A 19,530-nucleotide genomic window follows, 5' to 3' on the forward strand; every position below is an offset into this window, starting at 1 on the left:
TCAGTAGCCCAGGCTCACGGTCGCCTCACCGGTCTCGGTCACCACCACGTCGCAGCCCGTCTCGGGAAGGTCGGGGTGCCACACCTTCACGCGATAGCGGCCCGCCGGGACCCCGGCGATGGCGAAGGCGCCCGACGCGTCCGGCCGGGCGTAGCAGTGATGCGGCAGCACCAGGACGAACGCTTCCATGTCGGAGTGGATGTCGCAGTACACCTTGACCAGGCCTTCGCGCGAGAACGTCACCTGCCGGGAATGGCCGCGCGGGTACTTGCCCAGGTCGAACCGCCGGGTGGGCGAGACGCTGAAAACGTTGTGGAAGATGGGGTCCATGTTCGGGAAGTCCACTGCCCCGCCGCGCGCCACCACCACCACGCGCGGGACGAAGGCCTGGCTCTTCTGGCTCAACCGGGGCACCGGCGCCCCGGGCTCCGCGGCAGGGCCGGCGCCAGGGGGCAAGCCGTCGAGGTAGATGACCGCGTCGGCCAGCTGGCCGCGCGCCGGGGAGTGGCATCCGGGCATCGCCCTGGCGCTGCCGGGATACGGATTGAACGCGGCGGGCGCGGCCGCCTGCATTTGCTGCGGGATGCGCAGCACGCCGCGGACGGTGCCCGAGAGGGCCGGCGCCGGGAGGAATGCGATGGCCGCCACTGCCAGGATGGAAATGCGCATAAAGATGCGTGTTTCCCGTGCCCAGGGGGCTGGGCGGTAGGTGGATCCGGCGGCCTTCGAGGCAGGTTCGGCGAGGTTGGGGTGGTACTTAAGGCGTAGTTGGCGGTGGAAACGTGAGGCCAGGGCAGACCCGGCACGGCCCCCTCCCGGGGGAGTGCCCCCCCGGGAGGGATCCGATTGCCGGACTACTTCACGGCTTGCCAGTCGAAGTGCGGGTTTTCGATGAGCCCGAGCCGGTTGCCGAAGGGATCGCGGACCGCTGCGACCTTGATGCCCTCCCCAGCGCCTGGGTGTACCACTGCTTCGCGGCGTCCAGGTCGGGAGCCGGATAGATTACGGTACAATGTCCCGGCAGCATGGGGTCTCCTCAGGCGTCGAGCAGGCGCCTCTCCCCCGTGAGCGCCCGGATGCCGGTCACGTCCTGCACGGTCTCCAGGCAGCCCAGGTAGCGCCCCTCGGGGTTGCGCACCGGCCAGTAGCGGATGTGGACCATGCGCCCGTTCATCTCGATCCAGAACTCGGCCACCTGGCGGCTGCCGGCCTTGAAATCGGCGAGGATCTGGTTGACCACGTGCACGCTCTGCTGCGGGTGGCAGTTCTGGACCTGGGTCCCGATCACTCCGCGCGTGCGGCCGAAGATCTTCTCCCCGTGCTCGTGACTGAAGTAGCGCACGGTGTCGTCCTGGTCCACGAAGGAGAGTTCCACGGGCAGGGTGTTGAGGATCGCCGCGAGCACCGCCGGGTCGAGACCCACAGCGAGATCGTCCAGGTTCCCGGCGTCAATGATCTCCTGGGCCAGGCGATAATAGCGCTCGCGGGTCTGCGGGCCGAGACCGGTCTCCACGTCCTCGATCCCGGCCACCACGGCCGCGCCGTCGCGCTCCGACATGAGGCGCAGCGCCATGGGGTAGAGGATGTCGTTCTCCTTCCAGAAGTGGTCCTTGCACAGCGCGGCATACTCACGGAAGGCCTTGCCCAGTTCGACCGCCCGGCTGCCGTCGCCCGCGGCCACCGCGTCCGCCAGGGGGGCGAAGCGGGAGAGGATCTGCCGGCCGGTCTCGTGCTCCGCGAGCATGACCGCCAGGGGGCCGCCGTGGCGCGGCACTCCCAGCTCCTCGATGAGCGGGAAGAGGTGCCGTTCCTCCTTCATGTTGTGACAGCGGTCCACGTAGTCGCACACGTACTCACGCAGCTTCGCCACCATGACCGGCGACGGGCCGCCCGGGGATGCGAAGGCGCTCTCCATCGCGGCGAAGACTCTCTCGGTGATCTCGTGGTCCTGTTTCAGGAGCTCGCTCCAGCCCATGCCCATTCCGTCCTGCTCCTTCGCGTATCCATGGATGCGACACCACGCCCACGCGGGCGATGTGTCACAGCGGGTTCCTGCGGAACCGGTCCCGCAGGGGGATCCGCCCCCGGATTCGAGGGACGGTGCGCACAGCCTAGCACGCGAGAGGCCCCCGGGGCACGCTCCCGGGAGCCTCCGTGCGCCTCGAGCCTCGAGCTCCGGAAGAAGAAGCGGCGTGGAGACCACCGAGGTTGCGCCGGCCCACCCGTCACGCGCGGCGGATGAACGTCCCGTTCTTGAGCTCCTCGTAGGCCTGCTGCAACTCATCCTGGGTGTTCATGACGATGGGCCCGTACCAGGCCACAGGCTCCTCCAGCGGCCGGCCCGAGACCAGCAGGAACCGGACCCCCTCCTCCCCGGCCTGCACGGTAATTTCGTCGCCGCCACCGAAGAGCACCAGCGAGCGGTTGCCGGTCTCGGGGGAGGGCGCGAGAGCCCTCGGCGCCGATCCCGGCCCCGGCGGCTCGGTCATCACCGGCCGGGGCTCGGAGGCGTCGCGAAATGTGCCCGCGCCCGCGAACACGTACGCGAACGCATGGCGCGCGGATTCCACGGGCAGCGTCCTGCGGCGTCCGGGCGGCACGTACACGTCCAGGTAGCGCGGGTCGGCGGCCACGCCGTCCACCGGGCCGGTGCGCCCCCAGAAGCTGCCGCACACCACGCGCACGCGCGTGCCGTCATCCTCCAGGACCTCGGGGATGTCCTTCGCGGTGACGTCCTGGTAGCGCGGCGCCGTCATCTTCAGCGTGGACGGCAGGTTGGCCCACAACTGGAAGCCGTGCATGCGCCCCTCGGCGTCGCCGCGGGGCATCTCCTGGTGCAGGATGCCGCTGCCGGCAGTCATCCACTGCACGTCCCCCGCGCCCAGCACCCCCTGGTTGCCCAGGCTGTCGCCGTGATTCACCGTCCCGGCGAGCACGTAGGTGATGGTCTCGATGCCGCGGTGCGGGTGCCACGGGAAGCCGGCGATGTAGTCCTCGGGCCGGTCGCCCCGGAAGTCGTCGAACAGCAGGAATGGATCGAAGTCCCGGGTCTCGCCGAACCCGAAGGCCCGGCGCAGGCGCACTCCCGCGCCTTCCATGGTCGGCTTGGACTCGAGGATCCGCTGGATGGGTCGAAGCGACATCGCGCCTCCATTGTCAGAATGCCGCGGCCGGCCGTACCGACAAGGATGCAGCCCGCCGGGCGCCGGGTGCGCCCGGAGACGGAGATGGACGGGACCGGGCGCCCCTAGCCCGTCCAGCCGAGGTCCGGCCGGCGGGAATGCCATTCCGTGGCGCTCTCGTACGCGCAGGCCACTCGCAATGCCAGGTCCTCCCGGAAGGGTTTGGCGTAGATCATCAGCCCGATGGGCAGGCCGCCGGCGCCGAACCCGCACGGCAGCGACACCGCGCACAGGTTGAGGATGTTGCCGATGCCCACGTTCCGGTGCAACTTGAAGTGGAGCTTCACGTAGTCTTCGGGCGTGATCGAGGCCAGCGGCGGCGCCACCATCCCCACGGTCGGCACCAGCAGGGCGTCCACGTCGCGCAGCGTCGCCTGCACTTCGTCGCGCAGCTGATGGAAGCGGCGCAGCAGCAGGAAATAGTCCGTGGCGGCCAGCTTGCGCCCTGAAATCATGCGCGGGCCCACCACCGGGTCCAGCTCGTCGAAGTGGTTGTCCAGCAGGTCGCGGTTGACGACGCAGGCCTCCGCGTTGACCAGGTACGGGCGCTTGCGCTCGCTCCATGCGGCGGCCGCCTCGGGCACCTCCATGCTCTCCACGCGTGCGCCCAGGCCGCGGAACACCTCGCCGGCGGCGCGCACCGCCTGCTCCACTTCCGCGTCCACGTCGTCGAAGAAGAGCGTCTCGGCGAAGGCCAGGCGCAGGCCCTTCACGCCGTCCTTGAGGCCGCGCAGCGTGTCCACCGGCGGGATGCCAAGAGTCTCCTTGTCGCGTGGGTCCTCGCCCTGAAGCGACTGGAACACCGTGGCCGCGTCCTCGACGGTGCGGGTGAGCGGGCCCACGCTGTCCAGTGTCCAGCTGAGCGGGTGCACCCCCGAGCGGCTCACGCGACCCACGGTGGTCTTGAGGCCCACCGCGCCGCACAGGGCGGCGGGCACGCGGATGGAGCCGCCGGTGTCGGTGCCCAGCGCCAGCGGCACCATCCCGGATGCCACCGCCACTCCGCTCCCGCTCGAGGACCCGCCGGGGGCGTGGGGCTCGCGGTGCCACGGATTGTGCGGCGTACCGAAATCGTGGTTGATGCCGATCACGCCGAATGCCAGCTGGATGGTGTGGGTCTTGCCCAGCAGCACCATGCCCGCCGCCGAGAGCCGGCGCACCGCTTCGCTGTCCTCGCGCGCGATATTCCGCGAGAGCACGCGCGTTCCCGCGGTGGTGGCGGCCTCCTTCACGTCGAAGAGGTCCTTCACCGCGAATGGGATCCCGTGCAGCGGCCCCAGGTCGCGGCCGGAGCGAAGCGCGGCCTCCGCGGCGCGCGCCTCGGCCATGGCGCGGTCGCGCAGCAACACGATGAACGCGTGGAAGTGCGGATCCAGGGCGGCGGCGCGGTCCAGCAGCTGCTCGGTGAGCGCCACCGGGCCCACGGCGCCGGAGCGGATGCGGGCAGCGAGCGCGGTGATGGAATCGAAGGCCAGCGAGTCGCGATCCAGCGTGGTGTCGGGCATGGGGATCCTCATCTTCGTCGCGGTGGCGCCGCCCGCCGAATGGCCCGGCGGCGGCTCACCTCGCCGCGTCGAGCAGCGTCGCCTTGAGCGTGTTGTAGTTCGTGGTGTCGGAGAGGTCGTGCTCGGTCAGGTTATGCACCGAGAGACGCACATTGTCGGTCCCCAGGATCACGACGTCCCTGTAGGTCACGGCCCACCCGGCCCACACCGCCGCCTGCGCGGTGTCCTGCAGCCAGGGGAGCACTCGTCCCTCGCACATGGCCGCGTTGGCAGACTCGGCCCCCTCCGCATTCACGCCCAGGAGCCGTACCACCTTGGCGGGATGGGCCGCATTGATCTCCGCCTGCATCCGGTCCAGGAATCCAAACTGGATTCGGCAGTAGCCTCAGGTGGCGTGGCCGAAGTACCACGCCGAGACCTTGCCCAGGTACTGCCGCGGAGTGACCGCCTGGTTGTGCGTGGGCGAGGCGGGATTGACGTCGGTCAGCGAGAAACTGGGCACGGGGTCCGGCGAGGGGGCGGTCACGTCGTCACCGCAGCCGGCCGCGAACAGTGCCAGCGCCGCGAGCGCGGCCAGCACCGGGGTGATACGTCTGAATCGCATGAGCCGGAGTCTAGCATAGCTGCCGTGAACGCAGGAATGGCCCCTTCCGTGGGGCCTTCCGGGATGAGCCCATCCGCAACGGGGCCCGCAACGGGGCATTGCCGATCCCGGAATCCCGGGGTATCATGGGGCTTCCTTCGAGGCCGCGAAGCTCAGCTACCCTGTCTCCCAGGAGGCCCCCATGACACTTCGGTTCATCCGCATCGCCCCGATCGCGGCGACCGCGATCGCCCTGATCCTGATTTCGCTATCCTCCCCCGCGCACGCGTTCCTCGTGAGCCCCGGCTTCGAGCAGGGCCCGGACGTGGCCGAGGTCAGCTTCTCCGGAACGGACGCCGCCGGCCTCGGCTGGTTTGCGTCCAACACCGACGGGGAGCGCTTCAAGTCCACCGGTCCCAAGCCGGCTGCGGAAGGGCTGTTCTACGCGAGCCTGCTGCAGAACGCCGGCATGTACAACGGCGCCGCGCTGGGTATCGGCAACTTCGGGCTGTCCGGGTTCGATCGAATCTACTCCAGCTTCGCCGTAACCCCCGGCACCGCCTACGATGTGTCGTTCCTGCACGCCGGCGACGACCGGTTCGGCTATCTGGCCGGCACTTCCGTGGTCGAGGTGGTGGACGCGGATGCCAATTCCACGCTGGGCCAGTTCTTCTTCGCCACACCGGGGCTGTTCAACTGGCAGTCCGCGGGCTTCCAGTTCTCCTCCGGCGCGGCGACTTCCCACGTGGCCCTGGCCTTCACCGTGATGGGCGCCAACAACACCAGTGGTGTGTTCGACGCCATCACCGTGTCCCCCTCGGGCGTGGTCCCGGAGCCGCCGTCGCTGCTCCTGGTGGGCCTCGGCGCGCTGGGCCTGCTCGCGCTGCGTGCAAGGCCGGGTTCCCACTCGAACTAGGAACGCCACCAGGAAACCGGGGCATGGGGATCTGATACACTGTCCCCATGCCCCGTTCCATTTCCCCCTCCCGGGCCTCCCGCGCGCGTCCCGCGGCGGCACCCCGAATGCAGCCCGATCCGGCGTTCGGCACGGTCTTCACGGCGCTCTCCGTGCTGGCACTGTTCTACTACGTGGCCTTCATCTTCCGCACCACCTTCGTCATTGACGGCGTCCGGTACTTCTCGTTGTTCGACGACGCCATGATCTCCATGCGCTACGCCCGAAACCTCGCGCACGGCCACGGCCTCACGTTCAATCCCGGCGAGCCGCCCGTGGAGGGCTTCACCAATCCGCTTTGGGTGCTGGTGATGACGGGGGTGCACCTGCTGCCGGTAGCCGGGCGCCACGCGTCCGGAGTGATGCAGGCCCTGGGGGCGGCGCTGCTCCTCGTCCACCTGGACTTCGTCCGCCGCCTGGCCGCGCTGCTGCCCGGCGCGACGCGCGGCACGGTGTTCGCCGCGGTGGCGCTGACGGCGTTCCACTATCCGCTGGTGAACTGGACGCTCCAGGGAATGGAGGTGGGCCTGCTCGCGCTCATCGCCACCGCCTCGGGTTGGATGTTGCTGGCGGGCCGGCCCCCCTGGAGGGCTTACGTCCTGCTGGCCGCGGGAACGCTCGTGCGCCTCGACTTCGCGGTGGTGTTGCTGGCGTACTGCGCCGCCTCGGCCGCGGCGGACCCCGGGCGCCGCGGCACGCACCTGCGCTGGGGCCTGGCCGCGGCCCTGGTCGCGCTGGCCGCCCAGACCCTGGCGCGCCGACTCTACTTCGGCGAGTTCCTCCCGCTCACCTACCACCTGAAGCTGACCGGCTATCCGCTCGGGTTGCGTGTGGCCCGCGGGGCATGGGTGCTGCTCACGTTCCTGGCCCGCGCGTGGGGTGCGCCGGTGCTGCTGGCCGCGGCCGCGGTGAATGCCGCGCGGGGCGCATTTGGCCGCGTCGCGCCGCTGCTGGCGGTGTTCGCGGCGCAGTGCCTCTACTCCGTGTGGGTGGGCGGCGACGCGTGGGAGGAACAAGGCATCTGCAACCGCTACGTCACGGTGGCGATGCCGCTGCTGCTGGTCGTGGGCTCGTGGGGCGTGGCGCGTGCAGCGGGGGCGTGGCAGGCAGGGCGGGGCCCGTCGCGCGCCCGCGGGACGGGGCGGGCCGGGATGGGATGGATCGCCCCGGTGGCGCTCGCCGCCACCCTGGCGGCCCTCTCCCCGTGGCAGCGGCTGACGCTGCTGCTGCCACCGCCCTACGTGAAGGAGGATTCCATATTCGTGGCCAAGGCGCTGGCCGCGCGCGCGGTGACCCTGCCCGGCGCGAGCGTGGCCGCGGCCGGGATCGGCGCGACGGGTTACTACGCGGACCGGCGCGTGGTGGACCTGCTGGGCAAGTGCGACCCGTATGTGGCCCGGCTGCCCATGCACGTGGCCGCCTCCGGCAACCCCTTCACGCAGTTCTGGCCGGGGCACCTCAAGTGGGACTGCCGGCACTCGATCGGGGATCTCAAGCCGGACGTGGTGACGCAACTGTGGAACTTTCCGGAGGAGGCGCGCCCGTACCTGGAAGCCGACTATGTGCTGGCGCGGGTGGACTTCGCGGACACGTCGTGGGCCATGGCGCTGCGCGCCGGCTCGCCCCGGGTGCGGTGGGATGCCGTGACCGAGATCAAGCGCCCCCGGCCCGGACACGCTCCGAAATGGCGCCTGCTGGGATGGCGCCCGGCAGTCCGGGGCCCGGGCCCCCGGCGCTCCGCCTAGAAGAGGGTGTAGACGAAGGCGCTGATGGCCGACGACTGGCCGAAGATCACCAGCACACCCACGAGGAGGATGACGAAGACGAGCGGGGTCAGCCACCAGATCCGGCCGCGCCAGAAGAACGAAAGCAGGGCTCCCGCGATGCCCGTGCGGGCCACCAGCGTGCGGAAGAAGCGCCGGACCGGGTTCACAGGGACTCCTCTCAGCCTCATGGGGATACAAGTATCGTGCGAATGAGCATATACTCGGCCGGCGGAGATCGTCAAGCGACCGCAGCGAAGCCGGGCGCCCGCGGGCGCCGCGGGCGGGGTCGGTCGGTTCTGCAGTACCACGTGAATCCCGGAGGTCCCGCTCCCCTTGCGGATCGCCATCACCAACCCGTTCTTCTGGCCCCAGGTCCGCCGCGGGTCCGAGCGCTTCCTGGACGACCTTTCGCGGTACCTGGCCGCCCGGGGCCACGAGGTCACGGTGCTCGCCACCGACGGCGGGGGCCCGCGCCCCGACCCCGGCGCTCCCGCGAGGCACCTGCTGTACCCTGAGCGGAGGCCGCCGGCCTGGCTCGGCCGGAGATTCACGTCCGCCCATGTGTATGCGTTCCAGTGCCGGCGGGACCTGGCCCGCGGCGACTTCGACGCGGTGCACTGCCTGTCCCACTTCGATGCCTTCGCCGCGGCCACCGCCGGGCGGACCGGCGCTCCGTTCCTGTATCACTCCATGGGAATTCCGCTGGGCAGGTACTTCCGGACCTCCCCGCTCGACCTGGTCATGATGCGCACCGCCCTCGCCCGGGCCCGCACGGTGGGCGTGCTCAGCCACTTCGCCGCGGACAACCTGCGCCGCGACTTCGGGGTGGAGGGCAGGCTCCTGCCCACCCCGGTGGACCTGGACCGCTTCCGCCTCCGGGCCGACATCCCCCGGGACCCCGCCACGCTGCTCATGGTCGGGGCGCTCGATGAGGCACGCAAGGGGGCCGGGCTCATGCTGCGGGCGTTCGCGGAAGTGAAGCGGAGCGTGCCGGAAGCACGGTTGCGCCTCTCGGGCGCGATCCGCCCCTCGGGCGCCGCCGCCCTGGCGGCACTCCTGCCCCCCTCGATCGCGGCCGACGTGGAGTTCCTGGGGATGGGGTCCCCGGAGGACCTGCCGCGGCTGTACGCGGAGGCGACGGTCATGGTGCTGCCGTCGGTGTGGGAGGCGCTCGGCCTGGTGTTGCTGGAATCGCTGGCGTGCGGAACGCCCGTCGTGGGCGCCAACCACGCCGGGATCCCGGACGTGATCGCCAGCCCGGAGGTGGGAGTGCTCTTCGAGCCGGGAGCGACCCGGCCGGCCGCCACCAACGTGGAAGGCCTCGCGCGCGCCTGTGTCGAGGCGCTGGAACTGGCACGGCGCCCCGGGACGGCCGGCGCCTGCCGGGCGCAGGCGGAGCAGTTCGGCTGGCCGCGACTCGGGCCGCGCTTCGAGGCAGTCTACGCCGGAATGGCCGGCCGATGATCCCGCGGCCCGGGGAGTGGACGGAACCGCCGTTCGTGACCGTCGTGGTGCCGACCCACAACCGGCGCGAGCTGCTGGAGCGGCTGCTGGACTCGCTCGCCGCGCAGGCCTACCCCTCCGACCGGTTCGAGGTGCTGGTGATGGACAACGCCAGCTCCGACGGAACCGCGGCGATGGTGGAGTCCCGGGTCCCCGGGGCGGTCCATGCCCTGAGACTGGTGCCGCAGAACAACCGCGGCCCCGCGCTCTCCCGTCACAACGGCCTCCGGATGGCCCGCGGCGAGATCGTCGCCTTCACCGACAGCGACTGCACCGTGACGCCGGATTGGATCGGTGCGGGCGTGGCCGCGTTCGCGCCCGGAGTGGGACTGGTCCAGGGCCGCACCCTTCCCAACCCGGCGCAGCCGCGCCACCTCTTCGAGCGGACCATCGAGGTGACCCGGCTCGGTCCCGTGTACGAGACCTGCAACATCTTCTACCGGACCGCCGATGCGCTCGAAGCCGGAGGATTCTCGGGTTCCTACGACTACTTCGGGGAGGACACCTACCTGGCCTGGAGGGTGCTGCGCATGGGCCGGCAGGCGGTGTTCTCGCCGGAGGCCCTCGTGCACCACGAGGTATTCCGCGCCTCGCTGCGACAGTGGCTCACGGAACCCCGGTTCGCGGCAGCCTGGCCGCACATGGTGAAGACGATCCCGGAATTGCGCGCCCACCTGTACCACCGGTACTTCCTGCTCCGGGTGACCGCGATGTTCGACCTGGCGCTGGTCGGCGTGGCGCTGGCGGCGCTGGCGCACCCGGTGTTCGCGGCGCTCATCCTGCCCTATGCCATCACCCGGTACGTCGAGTGCGGCCGGCACCGGAGCCCCTGGCTCAGGCTCGCGCGCATCCTCGTGGGGCTGCCGCGCGCGCTGGTGCTCTTCACGGTGCTGCTGTACGGCTCGGCGAGGCACCGGAGCCTGGTACTGTAGCGGGCGCACCGACGCCGGTCTCGAGGTACTGTCGCAGAAGATCCGACTGGACCGAGGCCCACAGCCGGTTTCCGGCGGGGTTGAAGTGCATGTCGCCGGGAATGTAGCAGGCCGAAGCGCCTGCGGAACCGAATCGCCCGCGCATCCCGGCGTAGGAATCCAGGTACGGGACCCCTTCCGCTTCGCACACCCTGCGGACCTCCTCGAACGGCCGGAGCGAGTACACCCCCGTGAAATGTCCCAGGTGCGGAACCGCGGTCACCACGACCCGCACGTGAGCCGCGCGCGCCGCGCGCAGGGTGGCCGCGAGCGTGGACATGGATTGTCCGACCAGTGCGCGGGTCTCGTCGGACCACTCGGGCCCGCACCAGTCGAAGAGGCGGGGAAGCCCGGCGTTGCGGCCGATCCGTGCCGGGGCGCCCACGCGCCAGTTCAGCGTGCCCTGGTAGCGCGCGGTGCGGTTCATGATGATGTCCACGAACCGCGAATAGGTCCTCACCCGGATCATGAAGGCCTCGAGGCGGCCGGGCTCGCGCAGCCCGTCCGGGCTGCGGACGTAGCGCCCCTTCAGCGGGCTGCCTGCCGGACAGGCGAGCGGCGCCCCCGCCGAATCGAAGACCGCGGTCTGGCGGTACAGGAAGTCATCGAACACGTCGGTCATGTCCACGTTCAGCACGATCAGGTCCGGCGAGTAGGACAGCAGGGTTCGCGTGACCAGGATGTGATAGAGGATCGGCGAATAGCTGGGTGTGCCGGTGTTCACCAGCTCGAGGCGCCATCCCCGGCGCGCCAGCGGCTCCCTCAGGGCGGCCCCCACCCGCGCGGGCATGGATTGTTCCGCCGGGCCGTAGCCCTGCACGAAGGAGTCCCCCACGTAGAAGATCCGGAACGTCTCCGGTGGCTTCCGGCGCACCACGTCCGCGGGGTGGATCCACGACTGCCGGTTCGCCTTGAGCCGGTAGAGGGGGATCCCGGAGGCGGCCCACTCCGCGTGCTCCACCGTGGCGAGGGGCCGCAGCACGTGGTTGAGAACCGGGTGGGAGACGAACTCCGAGGGCCGCGCGGGACGCAGGATGCGGCAGGCGGCCTCCACCAGCAGCAGGGACAACAGCGCCTGCAGGCCGACGAGGAGAACGCGGGCGAAGGCGCCGCGGCGCGATCGGATTCTCATGGGCTGCCTCCCGTCCATGAAGCACTGCCATCGGGTGCGCCGCACGATCCTGGGTGTGCTATCATGCTCCGATTCCACTCAGGAGGTGAGCATTGGCCATATGGGGTTTCCGCCTGGGGCCGCTCCAGGTTTCGGTTGGAATGAAGAGCGCCTGGTTGGACAAGGTCCGGAATCGCGACAACAGCAGCGAGCCGGCCAGCCCCGTGGAGGCCTCCCCGCGTGCGCGGGAGGACCATGCCCCACTCCCCCGTCCCCTCACCCGCGCGGCCATCCTCGATCGGATTCGCGGGATCGAGTGGTACCACACGGTGGACCTGGGGCAGGGAGTGGTCACCCCCGGCTTCTACGACCATGCCCCCCACCTGGACCGCTACGGGCTCCCCGCGCGGCTGGACGGGAAGCGCGTCCTGGATGTCGCCACCTTCGACGGCTACTGGGCGTTCGAGTTCGAGCGCCGCGGGGCCCGGGAGGTCGTGGGGCTGGACATCCCCAGCTGGCGGCACCTGGACCTGGCCCCCTCGGTGCGGGCCCGCATGGCCCCGGAACTGCTGGATGAGCCCACCGGCGCCGGCTTCCTGGCAGCCCGGGAGATCCTGGGCTCCCAGGTCCGCCGCGAGATCCTCAACGTCTACGATCTGTCCCCCGAACGACTGGGCAAGTTCGACCTGGTGTTCTGCGGGGACCTGCTGCTTCACATCCAGAACCCGGTCCGCGCGCTCCAGAACATCTGCAGCGTGACCTCGGGCTCCGCCTACATCGTTGACTGCTACCGCCCGGAGCTGCCCGACGACGTGATCGAATACCGCGGAGCCCGGCGCGAGAATGTCTGGTGGCACTTCAGCTACGGGGCGCTCCGGCGCATGGTGACCGAGGCCGGCTTCCGCTCGGTTGAAGTCGTCAGCCGGTTCGAGGTTCCGCCGCGCTCCGGCGGCCGCGGGCCGAAGCGGGCCGTGTTCCGGGCGCTCCCCTAGCCCCGCCCCGAACTCCGGGCCCGGCTAGAACCGGGTCAGGGTGCCCGCCCGCTTGGCGTATCCCACCGCCAGGCCGAACGAGCCGAGCCCCGCGGCGAGGAACACCACCGCGAAGCCGATGAGGGTCCACGCGACCCCCGCGAGCTGGCCCAGGTTGTACCCCTGGAGCAGCGCATGGCGCATCCCGTCGAGCGCGTGCGTGAGCGGGATCAGCGCGGCCACGTGCTGCAGCCACACCGGCAGCACCGAGCTCGGGAAGACCACGCCGCTCAGCAGCAGCACGATCAGCGCCCCCACGGTGATGATCGGCTCCACCTGCTGCACCACCATGACCACGCTGGCCCACAGGATGCCCAGCCCGGCGAAACACAGCACCGTGAGCACGAACAGCACCAGCGCGGAGAGCAGGTTGGCGTGCGCCAGGTCCACGCGGTAGAGCAGCATTCCGAGGCTCAGGTACATCACGAAGCGGAATGCGCTGAGGAAATAGGGCCACAGCGACGACATGAGCAGGATCACCGGCAGGGGGACCGGGGACATCAGCGTGGCCTCGAGCGAGCCGGTGAGCTGGCCCTCGCGGATCTGCTTCGAGAACGCCGTGAGGCTCACCCCGACGCAGTCCGTGAGCGCGATCCCGACCAGGAAGAAGGCCAGGAAGCTGCCGCCGTACTTCTCGAGCGCCGGGATGCTCTGGGGCCCCACCGTCCGCCCGATGTAGTAGAACAGGCACAGCAGCACCAGGTTGCCCGCCAGCTGGGCGGCGAACGTGGCGCGGTAGCTGAGCGCCATGATGGCGTCGCGCTTGAAGAACGCCCAGGCGAGCCTCACGCCGCCCCCCGGCTTCCTGCCGCCGCGGTCGGATCCGCGGCCTGCCCCAGGACCAGCGAGCAGAACACGTCGTCGAAGGGCACCTGCTCGGCATCCACACCGATGATGAGCCCCCCCGACTTCAGGATCCTGTCCAGCACCGCGGACAGTGCCCCGCCCCCCTTCACGGTCCGCACGCGGATCACCGCGACATCCGCGTCGGAGGACACCAGCCCCACCTCCTGCAGCCCGACGCCGGGATCGGCCGCGAGCCCGGCCAGCCCCGGCAGTCCGCGCACCGTGATCCGGTGCACCTGGAAGTCGCCCCGCTGCCACCGCTCCCGGATCTCCGCGATGGTCCCCATGGCGATGAGCGAGCCGCGGTTGATGATCAACACCCGGTCACACAGTTCCTCGGCCTCGGAGAGCTGGTTGGTGGCGATGAGGTGCGTCTGGGACGGGTCCTTCGCGCGGTGGGCCACGATCCAGGAGCGGATGTTGCGCGCGCTGAGCGGGTCCAGGCTGCGGGTCGGCTCGTCGTACAGCACCAGCCGGGGGTCGCCCAGCAATCCCCGCGCGATCGCCAGCTTCTGCTTCATCCCGGAGGAGTAGCTGTGATAGGGCCGGGACGCCGCCTGGGTCAGCCCCAGCGCCTCCAGGAGCTCGTCGGCGCGGGGCCGCCACTGCCTGGGCCTCAAGCCGTGCAGCGTGGCGAAGAACGAGAGATTCTGCAGCCCGGTGAGCCGCCAGTAGAAGGTCCGCTCGTCACAGGTGACCAGGCCCATGGTCCTGCGGGCCTGCGTCGCCTGACGGCGGACGTCGAAGCCGTGCACCAGCACGCGCCCCGAATCCGCGTACAGCAGGGTGGACACGATCTTGAGCAGCGTCGTCTTGCCGGCCCCGTTGGGCCCCAGCAGGCCGATCGTCTCGCCCTTGCGCACCCGGAAGGACACCCCGCGCAGCGCCTGGGTGGCCTGCGGTCCCCCGGCCGGCCGCCACGGCAACCTCGCCGGGGAATACAGTTTGCCGACATCCTCGACGGAGAGTGCCGGATCGCCCTCCATGGCGGCAGCGCCGCGGTCATGCGGCGGTCGTTGCTCGGATATCACGCTTGGCTCCACGATTCCGCGGCGGCTGGGAGGATAGGGATGTGCGGGCCTGCGGAAGCGTACCATCGCCGGAGCGAGGGCGGCAAGCTCGAACACCGCGGGAGTGCCCGGCGCCTACGCCAGGTTGTGGAACACCTTCTGTACGTCCTCGTCCTGCTCCATCTTGTCAATGAGCTGCAGGACATCCGTGGCCTTGTCCTCGGCCAGCTCCACCGGGTTGAGCGGGATGTACTCCGACTCCGACGACAGCGGCGTGATCTTGCGGTCTTCGAGCGCCTTCTGAAGGTGCCCGAATTCGGAGAACGCGCAGCGGATCACCAGCTGCGGCTCGCCCTTCTCCCCGGTGCTCTCCCCGATCTCCTCCAGCCCGAAGTCGATCAACTCCAGCTCCAGCGACTCGGCGTCCAGCCCCGCGGGGTTCAGGCGAAACACGCCCATGCGCTTGAAGTTGAAGCTGACGCTGCCCGTGGAGCCCAGGTTGCCCTCGTACTTGTGCAGGATCGAGCGGACATTGCCCACGGTGCGCGTCGGGTTGTCCGTGGCGGTCTCCACCAGCACCGCGATGCCGTGCGGTGCGTAACCCTCGTACAGCACCTCGTGGTAGTCCGCCGAAGTCTGCCCCGAGGCCTTCTTGATCGCGGACTCGATCTTGTCCTTGGGCATGTTGATCGCGCGGGCGTTCTGGATCACCCGGCGGAGCGAGGGGTTGTTGTCCGGGTTCGGCCCGCTCGCCTTCACGGCGATGGTGATTTCCTTCCCGATCCGGGCGAAGGCCTTGGACATCTTGTCCCAGCGGGCGAACATCGTCGCTTTGCGGGTTTCAAAAATGCGTCCCATGCTCGAGTCCTGTCGAAGAAGTGATGCCGGGTGGCGGCCCGCCCCGCGGACCGGGCGCGGCCGGTCGCCCGGCGGCCGCCCGGGGCGCGGAATGCGAATCAAAGGCGTTCGACGCAGGATGATAGGCCACGGAAACGCCTTCGGCAAGCCGCCTGCGCTGGCCTCCGTCCGCCTGCGCCCACGGCCGCCCGCCTCCGCCCGCCGGCCCCCGGGCGCGAACCACTCTTGGGATTGACGCCCGGCGCCCCGGCGGTCAGAGTGCGCCGGAGACCCATCCATTCGAGGGAGGGAGACGATGTCCGTCCGAATGCTGCTGCCATGGGTGCTGCTGGCCGCCGCGGTCACCGGCGCGCCGACCGCCGCCGGCCCGGCCCCCGCCGTGGAGCCCGACCGGGACCCCGCCGAAGTCCGCAAGGTGATCGCCGCGCAGGCGGACGCCTGGAACCGCGGGGACCTCGAAGGCTACATGCGCGGCTACTGGGAGTCCGACTCGCTCACCTTCTACGGCGGCGGCGACGTGACCCGCGGCTGGAAGCCCACGCTGGAACGCTACCGGAAGCGCTGCCAGGGCGAGGGCCGCGAGATGGGCCGGCTCACCCTGGACCTGGCGGACGTGTCGATCGTGGCACCCGGCCAGGCGGTGGTGCGCGGCGCCTGGGCCCTGGTGCGCGCCGCGGACCGCCCGCACGGGCTTTTCACGCTCTGGCTGCGCCACTTCGGCCGGGACGGCTGGCGCGTGGTGCACGACCACAGCAGCTCGGCGTCGTGATGGAGCGCGCATACCGGCTGCTGGCGCTGCTCCCGGGGCTCGCGATCCTGGTGGGGGTGCCCCTCGCCAACCGCGTCCGGCCCTACGTCCTGGGACTCCCCTTCCTGCTCTTCTGGATCGTGTGCTGCGTGCTGCTCACCTCGGCGGTGATGACGCTGGTGTGGTACCTGGACCGCGCGGCGGATGCTGCGAAGGGCCCGGGGCGGGCAGGCGGCGGGCCGGGTGGCCGCGGGGAGGCCCCGTGAGCCCGGCCCTGCTCATCCTGGTGCTGTTCCTGGCGCTCTCCTTCGCGCTCGGCGTGGCCGCGCGCCGCGGGCGAACCATGAGCCTGGAGCAGTGGACCGTGGGCGGCCGGGGCTTCGGGGCCGTGTTCGTGTTCCTGCTCATGGCGGGCGAGATCTACACCACCTTCACCTTCCTCGGTGGCAGCGGCTGGGCGTACGGGCGCGGCGCGCCCGCCTTCTACATCCTGTGCTACGGCGTGATCGCCTACTCGCTCTCCTACTTCCTGCTGCCGGTGGTGTGGCGCTACGCCACCGCCCACCGCCTGCACTCCCAGGCGGACTTCTTCGTGCGCAAGTACGACAGCCCGGCCCTGGGGGTGGTGGTGTCGCTGGTGAGCGTCACCGCCATCGTGCCCTACCTGGTGCTGCAGCTGAAAGGCCTGGGGATCATCGTCTCGGAGACGTCCGGCGGGAGCATCCCGCCGCACCCGGCGGTGTGGCTCAGCACCGCGGCGCTGGTGGCCTACGTGATCGTCTCGGGAGTGCACGGCTCGGCTTGGACTGCTGTGGTGAAGGACGTCATGATCCTCGCGGTGGCGGTGGGGCTGGGCATCTACCTTCCGCTGCACTACTACGGCGGGTACCAGCCCATGTTCGAGGCCATCGAGCGGGCCCGGCCGGCGTTCCTCACGCTGTCCGCGGAGACCCGGAGCGTGCCGTGGTTCCTCTCCACGGTGATGCTCTCGGCCCTGGGGTTCTACATGTGGCCGCATGCCTTCGCATCCAGCTACACCGCCAAGTCGGAGGACGTGTTTCGCAAGAACGCCGCGCTGATGCCGATCTACCAGCTGGTGCTGCTGTTCGTGTTCTTCACCGGGTTCGCGGCGATCCTCCAGGTGCCCGGGCTCGCGGGCCCGGATGCGGACCTGTCGCTGCTGCGGCTTTCGCAGAAGAGCTTTTCGCCCGCGCTGCTGGGTCTCATCGGCGCCGCGGGCCTGCTCACGGCGCTGGTGCCGGGATCCATGCTGCTGCTGACCGCCGCCACCATCCTGGCCAAGAACGTGTACCGCGTGTTCGTCCCGTCGGCGGACGAGCGCACCGTGGGGATTCTCGCGCGCTCGCTGGTGCCGGTCATCGCCCTGGTGTCGGTGCTCTTCGCGCTGCACGGAGGCACCACGCTGGTGCCGCTGCTGCTGATGGGCTACAACTTCGTCGCGCAGCTCTTTCCCGCGATGATGCTCAGCCTGCCGCGGCGGCCGTGGGCCAGCCGCGCGGGCGCGCTCGCCGGCATCCTCGCAGGGGTGGCCACGGTGGCGTGGCTGTCGACGCCGGGAACCACGCTGGCCAGGGTCCTCCCGGGATGGCCCCCGGAAATCACCGACCTCAACGTGGGCTTCGTGGCCATGGCGGTGAACGCGGTGGTGGTGCTTGCGGTGAGCGCGGTCACCCCCGGCCCGCGGCCGGACGCGGGGGCGACCGCGCCGCAGATCACTCGAGGATCGTGAAGATCTCCCGGCGGCCCGACTCCACGAGTGGCGTGAACTTCGCGTACCACTGCTTCCACTCGGCGTTGCCCGTGACTTCCTGAAGGTGCTTCTCGAACGCCGCGAAATTGGCGTGCGAAGTCTCGAGCACGAAGGTGTAGAACGGACCGGTGAAGTCCGTCATGGTGCGGGTGGCGCCGGATCCGACCTTGCTCATGATCGGCTTCACCTGCTCCCAAGCCTCCCGCGCCTCGCGGGCCTTGCCGAACTTCAGTTGAAACACGCTTCGCACCAGGATCATGATTGAAGCCTCCTCCGGGTTCGCGACCTGATGCGGCCGTCCTGATAGTGCACCGGCCTCCTCGCGGGAAGCAAGCGCCACGTGGGACGGCGGCGGCTGGATCGCGTCCCGCGTCGAAACCCGGTTCCTCATCGGCCGGGCTGCGTGTAGTGTCCGCGCCATGATTCCCACCGACTCCCCGCGCGGGGACGCCCGCGGCCGCCTCGGCATCCTCGCGCTCCTGGCCGTGGCCGAGCTCCTGGGCATGTCGCCATGGTTCGCGGGCAACGCCCTCGGGCCCCAGCTCCGCGCCCACTGGGATCTCTCCGCGGGCCAGCTCGGATGGCTCACCGCGGTCGTCCAGCTCGGATTCGTCGCCGGAACCGCGGCCGCCGCGCTGCTGAACCTCGCCGACATCTGGCCCTCACGCGCTTTCTTCGCCGGCGCAGCGCTGCTGGCGGCGGCGTCCAACCTGGCCTTGCTGGGCGCGGGCGACTATCCCGTGGCCCTGGCCACTCGCTTCCTGACCGGCGCCTTCCTGGCGGGCGTGTACCCGCCGGCGATGAAGATGACCGCCACGTGGTTCCGCTCCTCGCGCGGGCTGGCCATCGGCATCGTGGTGGGCGCGCTGACCACGGGCAAGGCCCTGCCCTACCTCGCGCACGCGGCCGGGGGCGCCAGCCTGGAGGGGGTGGTTTTCGCCACGTCGGGCGCCTGCCTGGTGGCCGCCCTCCTGGTGAGCCTGTTCTACCGGGACGGGCCGTACCCGTTCGAGCGCCGCGCGTTCGACTGGCGCCTCGCGGCGGTGGTGGCCCGTCACCGGGAGACGCGGCTGGCCATCGGCGGCTACCTGGGACACATGTGGGAGCTGTACGCGATGTGGACGTGGGTGCCGGCGTTCCTGGCCGCGAGCATCGCCGCGCATCCCGGCCCGCGTCCGGGCTGGGCGCCGGACGTCGCCGCATTCACCACGCTCGCGGCGGGGGGGATCGGCTGCCTGTGGGGAGGCTGGGCCTCGCGCCGGCTGGGCTACGCCCGCGTGGTCACCGTGGCGATGGCGACCAGCGGGGCGTGCTCACTCCTCGTGGGCCTGCTGTACGGCACGCACCTGTGGCTGCTGCTGCCCGTTCTGTGGGTGTGGGGGTTCTTCGTGGTCGCCGATTCCGCCCAGTTCAGCGCGATGGTGACCGACGCCGCGCCCTCCCACGCCGTGGGCACCGCGCTCACCCTGCAGACGTCCCTGGGCTTCCTGCTCACGATGGGCAGCATCCAGCTGATCCCGCTGCTGGCGGGCTCAGCCGGCTGGCGATGGGCCTTCGTGGCGCTCGCGATCGGGCCGGCGCTGGGGATCATGGCGATCGCGCGGCTCGGGCCCGGCCGGGCGGGGGTGAGGGGCGCGACCCGATAGCGGACTGACCCCGCCTTGCGGCGGACGACGGGCTTCGTCACTGA

General features: G+C 70.5%; 21 protein-coding genes. 9 read left to right on the plus strand and 12 right to left on the minus strand.

Features of this window, described 5'->3' with window-relative positions; all coding sequences use genetic code 11:
* The 6 genes from HZB25_09730 to HZB25_09755 form a co-directional block, all read right to left on the minus strand.
* Entirely contained in the window at positions 1–669 is a 669-nt protein-coding gene (locus tag HZB25_09730) for a hypothetical protein (GenBank protein MBI5837512.1), read from the minus strand.
* A gap of 367 nt (positions 670–1,036) precedes the next feature.
* Positions 1,037–1,981, minus strand: a complete 945-nt coding sequence (locus tag HZB25_09735; GenBank protein MBI5837513.1) for a DUF438 domain-containing protein — start codon at positions 1,979–1,981, stop codon at positions 1,037–1,039.
* A 244-nt stretch (positions 1,982–2,225) separates the two neighbouring features.
* Positions 2,226–3,143 carry a pirin family protein gene (locus tag HZB25_09740; protein ID MBI5837514.1) on the minus strand — a complete coding sequence of 306 codons (918 nt, stop codon included), beginning with the start codon at positions 3,141–3,143 and terminating at the stop codon, positions 2,226–2,228.
* A gap of 104 nt (positions 3,144–3,247) precedes the next feature.
* Positions 3,248–4,687 carry an amidase gene (locus tag HZB25_09745; protein MBI5837515.1) on the minus strand — a complete coding sequence of 480 codons (1,440 nt, stop codon included), beginning with the start codon at positions 4,685–4,687 and terminating at the stop codon, positions 3,248–3,250.
* A 55-nt stretch (positions 4,688–4,742) separates the two neighbouring features.
* Positions 4,743–5,036, minus strand: coding sequence for a hypothetical protein (locus HZB25_09750; GenBank protein ID MBI5837516.1), 294 nt, complete (start codon positions 5,034–5,036; stop codon positions 4,743–4,745).
* A gap of 36 nt (positions 5,037–5,072) precedes the next feature.
* Complete coding sequence (locus HZB25_09755; protein MBI5837517.1) at positions 5,073–5,291, minus strand: hypothetical protein; 219 nt, start codon at positions 5,289–5,291, stop codon at positions 5,073–5,075.
* A gap of 181 nt (positions 5,292–5,472) precedes the next feature.
* Between HZB25_09755 and HZB25_09760 the strand changes: the two genes are divergently transcribed.
* Together HZB25_09760 and HZB25_09765 are read left to right on the plus strand one after the other, a co-directional pair.
* Positions 5,473–6,186: a PEP-CTERM sorting domain-containing protein gene (locus HZB25_09760; protein MBI5837518.1), complete on the plus strand. Its 714-nt coding sequence runs from the start codon at positions 5,473–5,475 to the stop codon at positions 6,184–6,186.
* 107 nt (positions 6,187–6,293) lie between these two features.
* Positions 6,294–7,970: a hypothetical protein gene (locus HZB25_09765; GenBank protein ID MBI5837519.1), complete on the plus strand. Its 1,677-nt coding sequence runs from the start codon at positions 6,294–6,296 to the stop codon at positions 7,968–7,970.
* Here HZB25_09765 and HZB25_09770 read toward each other — a convergent pair.
* Complete coding sequence (locus HZB25_09770; GenBank protein MBI5837520.1) at positions 7,967–8,158, minus strand: hypothetical protein; 192 nt, start codon at positions 8,156–8,158, stop codon at positions 7,967–7,969. The genes HZB25_09765 and HZB25_09770 overlap by 4 nt on opposite strands.
* Before the next feature lie 166 nt (positions 8,159–8,324).
* Here HZB25_09770 and HZB25_09775 point away from each other — a divergent pair, with 166 nt between their 5' ends.
* Together HZB25_09775 and HZB25_09780 are read left to right on the plus strand one after the other, a co-directional pair.
* Positions 8,325–9,455: a glycosyltransferase family 4 protein gene (locus tag HZB25_09775; GenBank protein ID MBI5837521.1), complete on the plus strand. Its 1,131-nt coding sequence runs from the start codon at positions 8,325–8,327 to the stop codon at positions 9,453–9,455.
* A complete protein-coding gene (locus HZB25_09780) occupies positions 9,452–10,426 on the plus strand; it encodes a glycosyltransferase (protein ID MBI5837522.1) in 975 nt (324 codons plus the stop codon). Before HZB25_09775 ends, HZB25_09780 begins: the two co-directional genes overlap by 4 nt.
* Here the strand turns inward: HZB25_09780 and HZB25_09785 are convergent.
* On the minus strand, positions 10,377–11,597 hold the full coding sequence (locus HZB25_09785) for a hypothetical protein (protein MBI5837523.1): 1,221 nt from the start codon (positions 11,595–11,597) through the stop codon (positions 10,377–10,379). The two genes, HZB25_09780 and HZB25_09785, sit on opposite strands and share 50 nt — an antisense overlap.
* Before the next feature lie 140 nt (positions 11,598–11,737).
* On the opposite strand from HZB25_09785, the gene HZB25_09790 reads away from it, so the two are divergent.
* On the plus strand, positions 11,738–12,568 hold the full coding sequence (locus HZB25_09790; GenBank protein MBI5837524.1) for a methyltransferase domain-containing protein: 831 nt from the start codon (positions 11,738–11,740) through the stop codon (positions 12,566–12,568).
* A 24-nt stretch (positions 12,569–12,592) separates the two neighbouring features.
* On the opposite strand, the gene HZB25_09795 is transcribed toward HZB25_09790, so the two are convergent.
* The 3 genes from HZB25_09795 to HZB25_09805 form a co-directional block, all read right to left on the minus strand.
* Positions 12,593–13,396, minus strand: coding sequence for an ABC transporter permease (locus HZB25_09795; GenBank protein MBI5837525.1), 804 nt, complete (start codon positions 13,394–13,396; stop codon positions 12,593–12,595).
* Complete coding sequence (locus HZB25_09800; protein MBI5837526.1) at positions 13,393–14,484, minus strand: ABC transporter ATP-binding protein; 1,092 nt, start codon at positions 14,482–14,484, stop codon at positions 13,393–13,395. The genes HZB25_09795 and HZB25_09800 overlap by 4 nt, the downstream gene beginning before the upstream one ends.
* A 114-nt stretch (positions 14,485–14,598) precedes the next feature.
* Positions 14,599–15,321, minus strand: a complete 723-nt coding sequence (locus HZB25_09805; protein ID MBI5837527.1) for a YebC/PmpR family DNA-binding transcriptional regulator — start codon at positions 15,319–15,321, stop codon at positions 14,599–14,601.
* Between the two features lie 295 nt (positions 15,322–15,616).
* On the opposite strand from HZB25_09805, the gene HZB25_09810 reads away from it, so the two are divergent.
* From HZB25_09810 to HZB25_09820, 3 genes are read left to right on the plus strand one after another with little or no spacing between them, the layout of a single operon-like run.
* Positions 15,617–16,090, plus strand: a complete 474-nt coding sequence (locus HZB25_09810; GenBank protein MBI5837528.1) for a DUF4440 domain-containing protein — start codon at positions 15,617–15,619, stop codon at positions 16,088–16,090.
* The gene (locus tag HZB25_09815) at positions 16,090–16,335 is read left to right on the plus strand and encodes a DUF3311 domain-containing protein (GenBank protein ID MBI5837529.1); all 246 of its coding nucleotides are present in this window, start codon (positions 16,090–16,092) and stop codon (positions 16,333–16,335) included. Before HZB25_09810 ends, HZB25_09815 begins: the two co-directional genes overlap by 1 nt.
* Positions 16,332–17,819 (plus strand): sodium:solute symporter, encoded by a 1,488-nt coding sequence (locus HZB25_09820; protein MBI5837530.1) that lies wholly within the window; start codon positions 16,332–16,334, stop codon positions 17,817–17,819. Before HZB25_09815 ends, HZB25_09820 begins: the two co-directional genes overlap by 4 nt.
* On the opposite strand, the gene HZB25_09825 is transcribed toward HZB25_09820, so the two are convergent.
* Positions 17,803–18,099 (minus strand): hypothetical protein, encoded by a 297-nt coding sequence (locus tag HZB25_09825; protein ID MBI5837531.1) that lies wholly within the window; start codon positions 18,097–18,099, stop codon positions 17,803–17,805. The genes HZB25_09820 and HZB25_09825 overlap by 17 nt on opposite strands.
* 160 nt (positions 18,100–18,259) lie before the next feature.
* Between HZB25_09825 and HZB25_09830 the strand changes: the two genes are divergently transcribed.
* Positions 18,260–19,486 (plus strand): MFS transporter, encoded by a 1,227-nt coding sequence (locus HZB25_09830; protein ID MBI5837532.1) that lies wholly within the window; start codon positions 18,260–18,262, stop codon positions 19,484–19,486.
* Positions 19,487–19,530 lie beyond the last annotated feature (44 nt).

Source organism: Candidatus Eisenbacteria bacterium (genome assembly GCA_016235265.1).
GTDB lineage: Bacteria > Eisenbacteria > RBG-16-71-46 > RBG-16-71-46 > JACRLI01 > JACRLI01.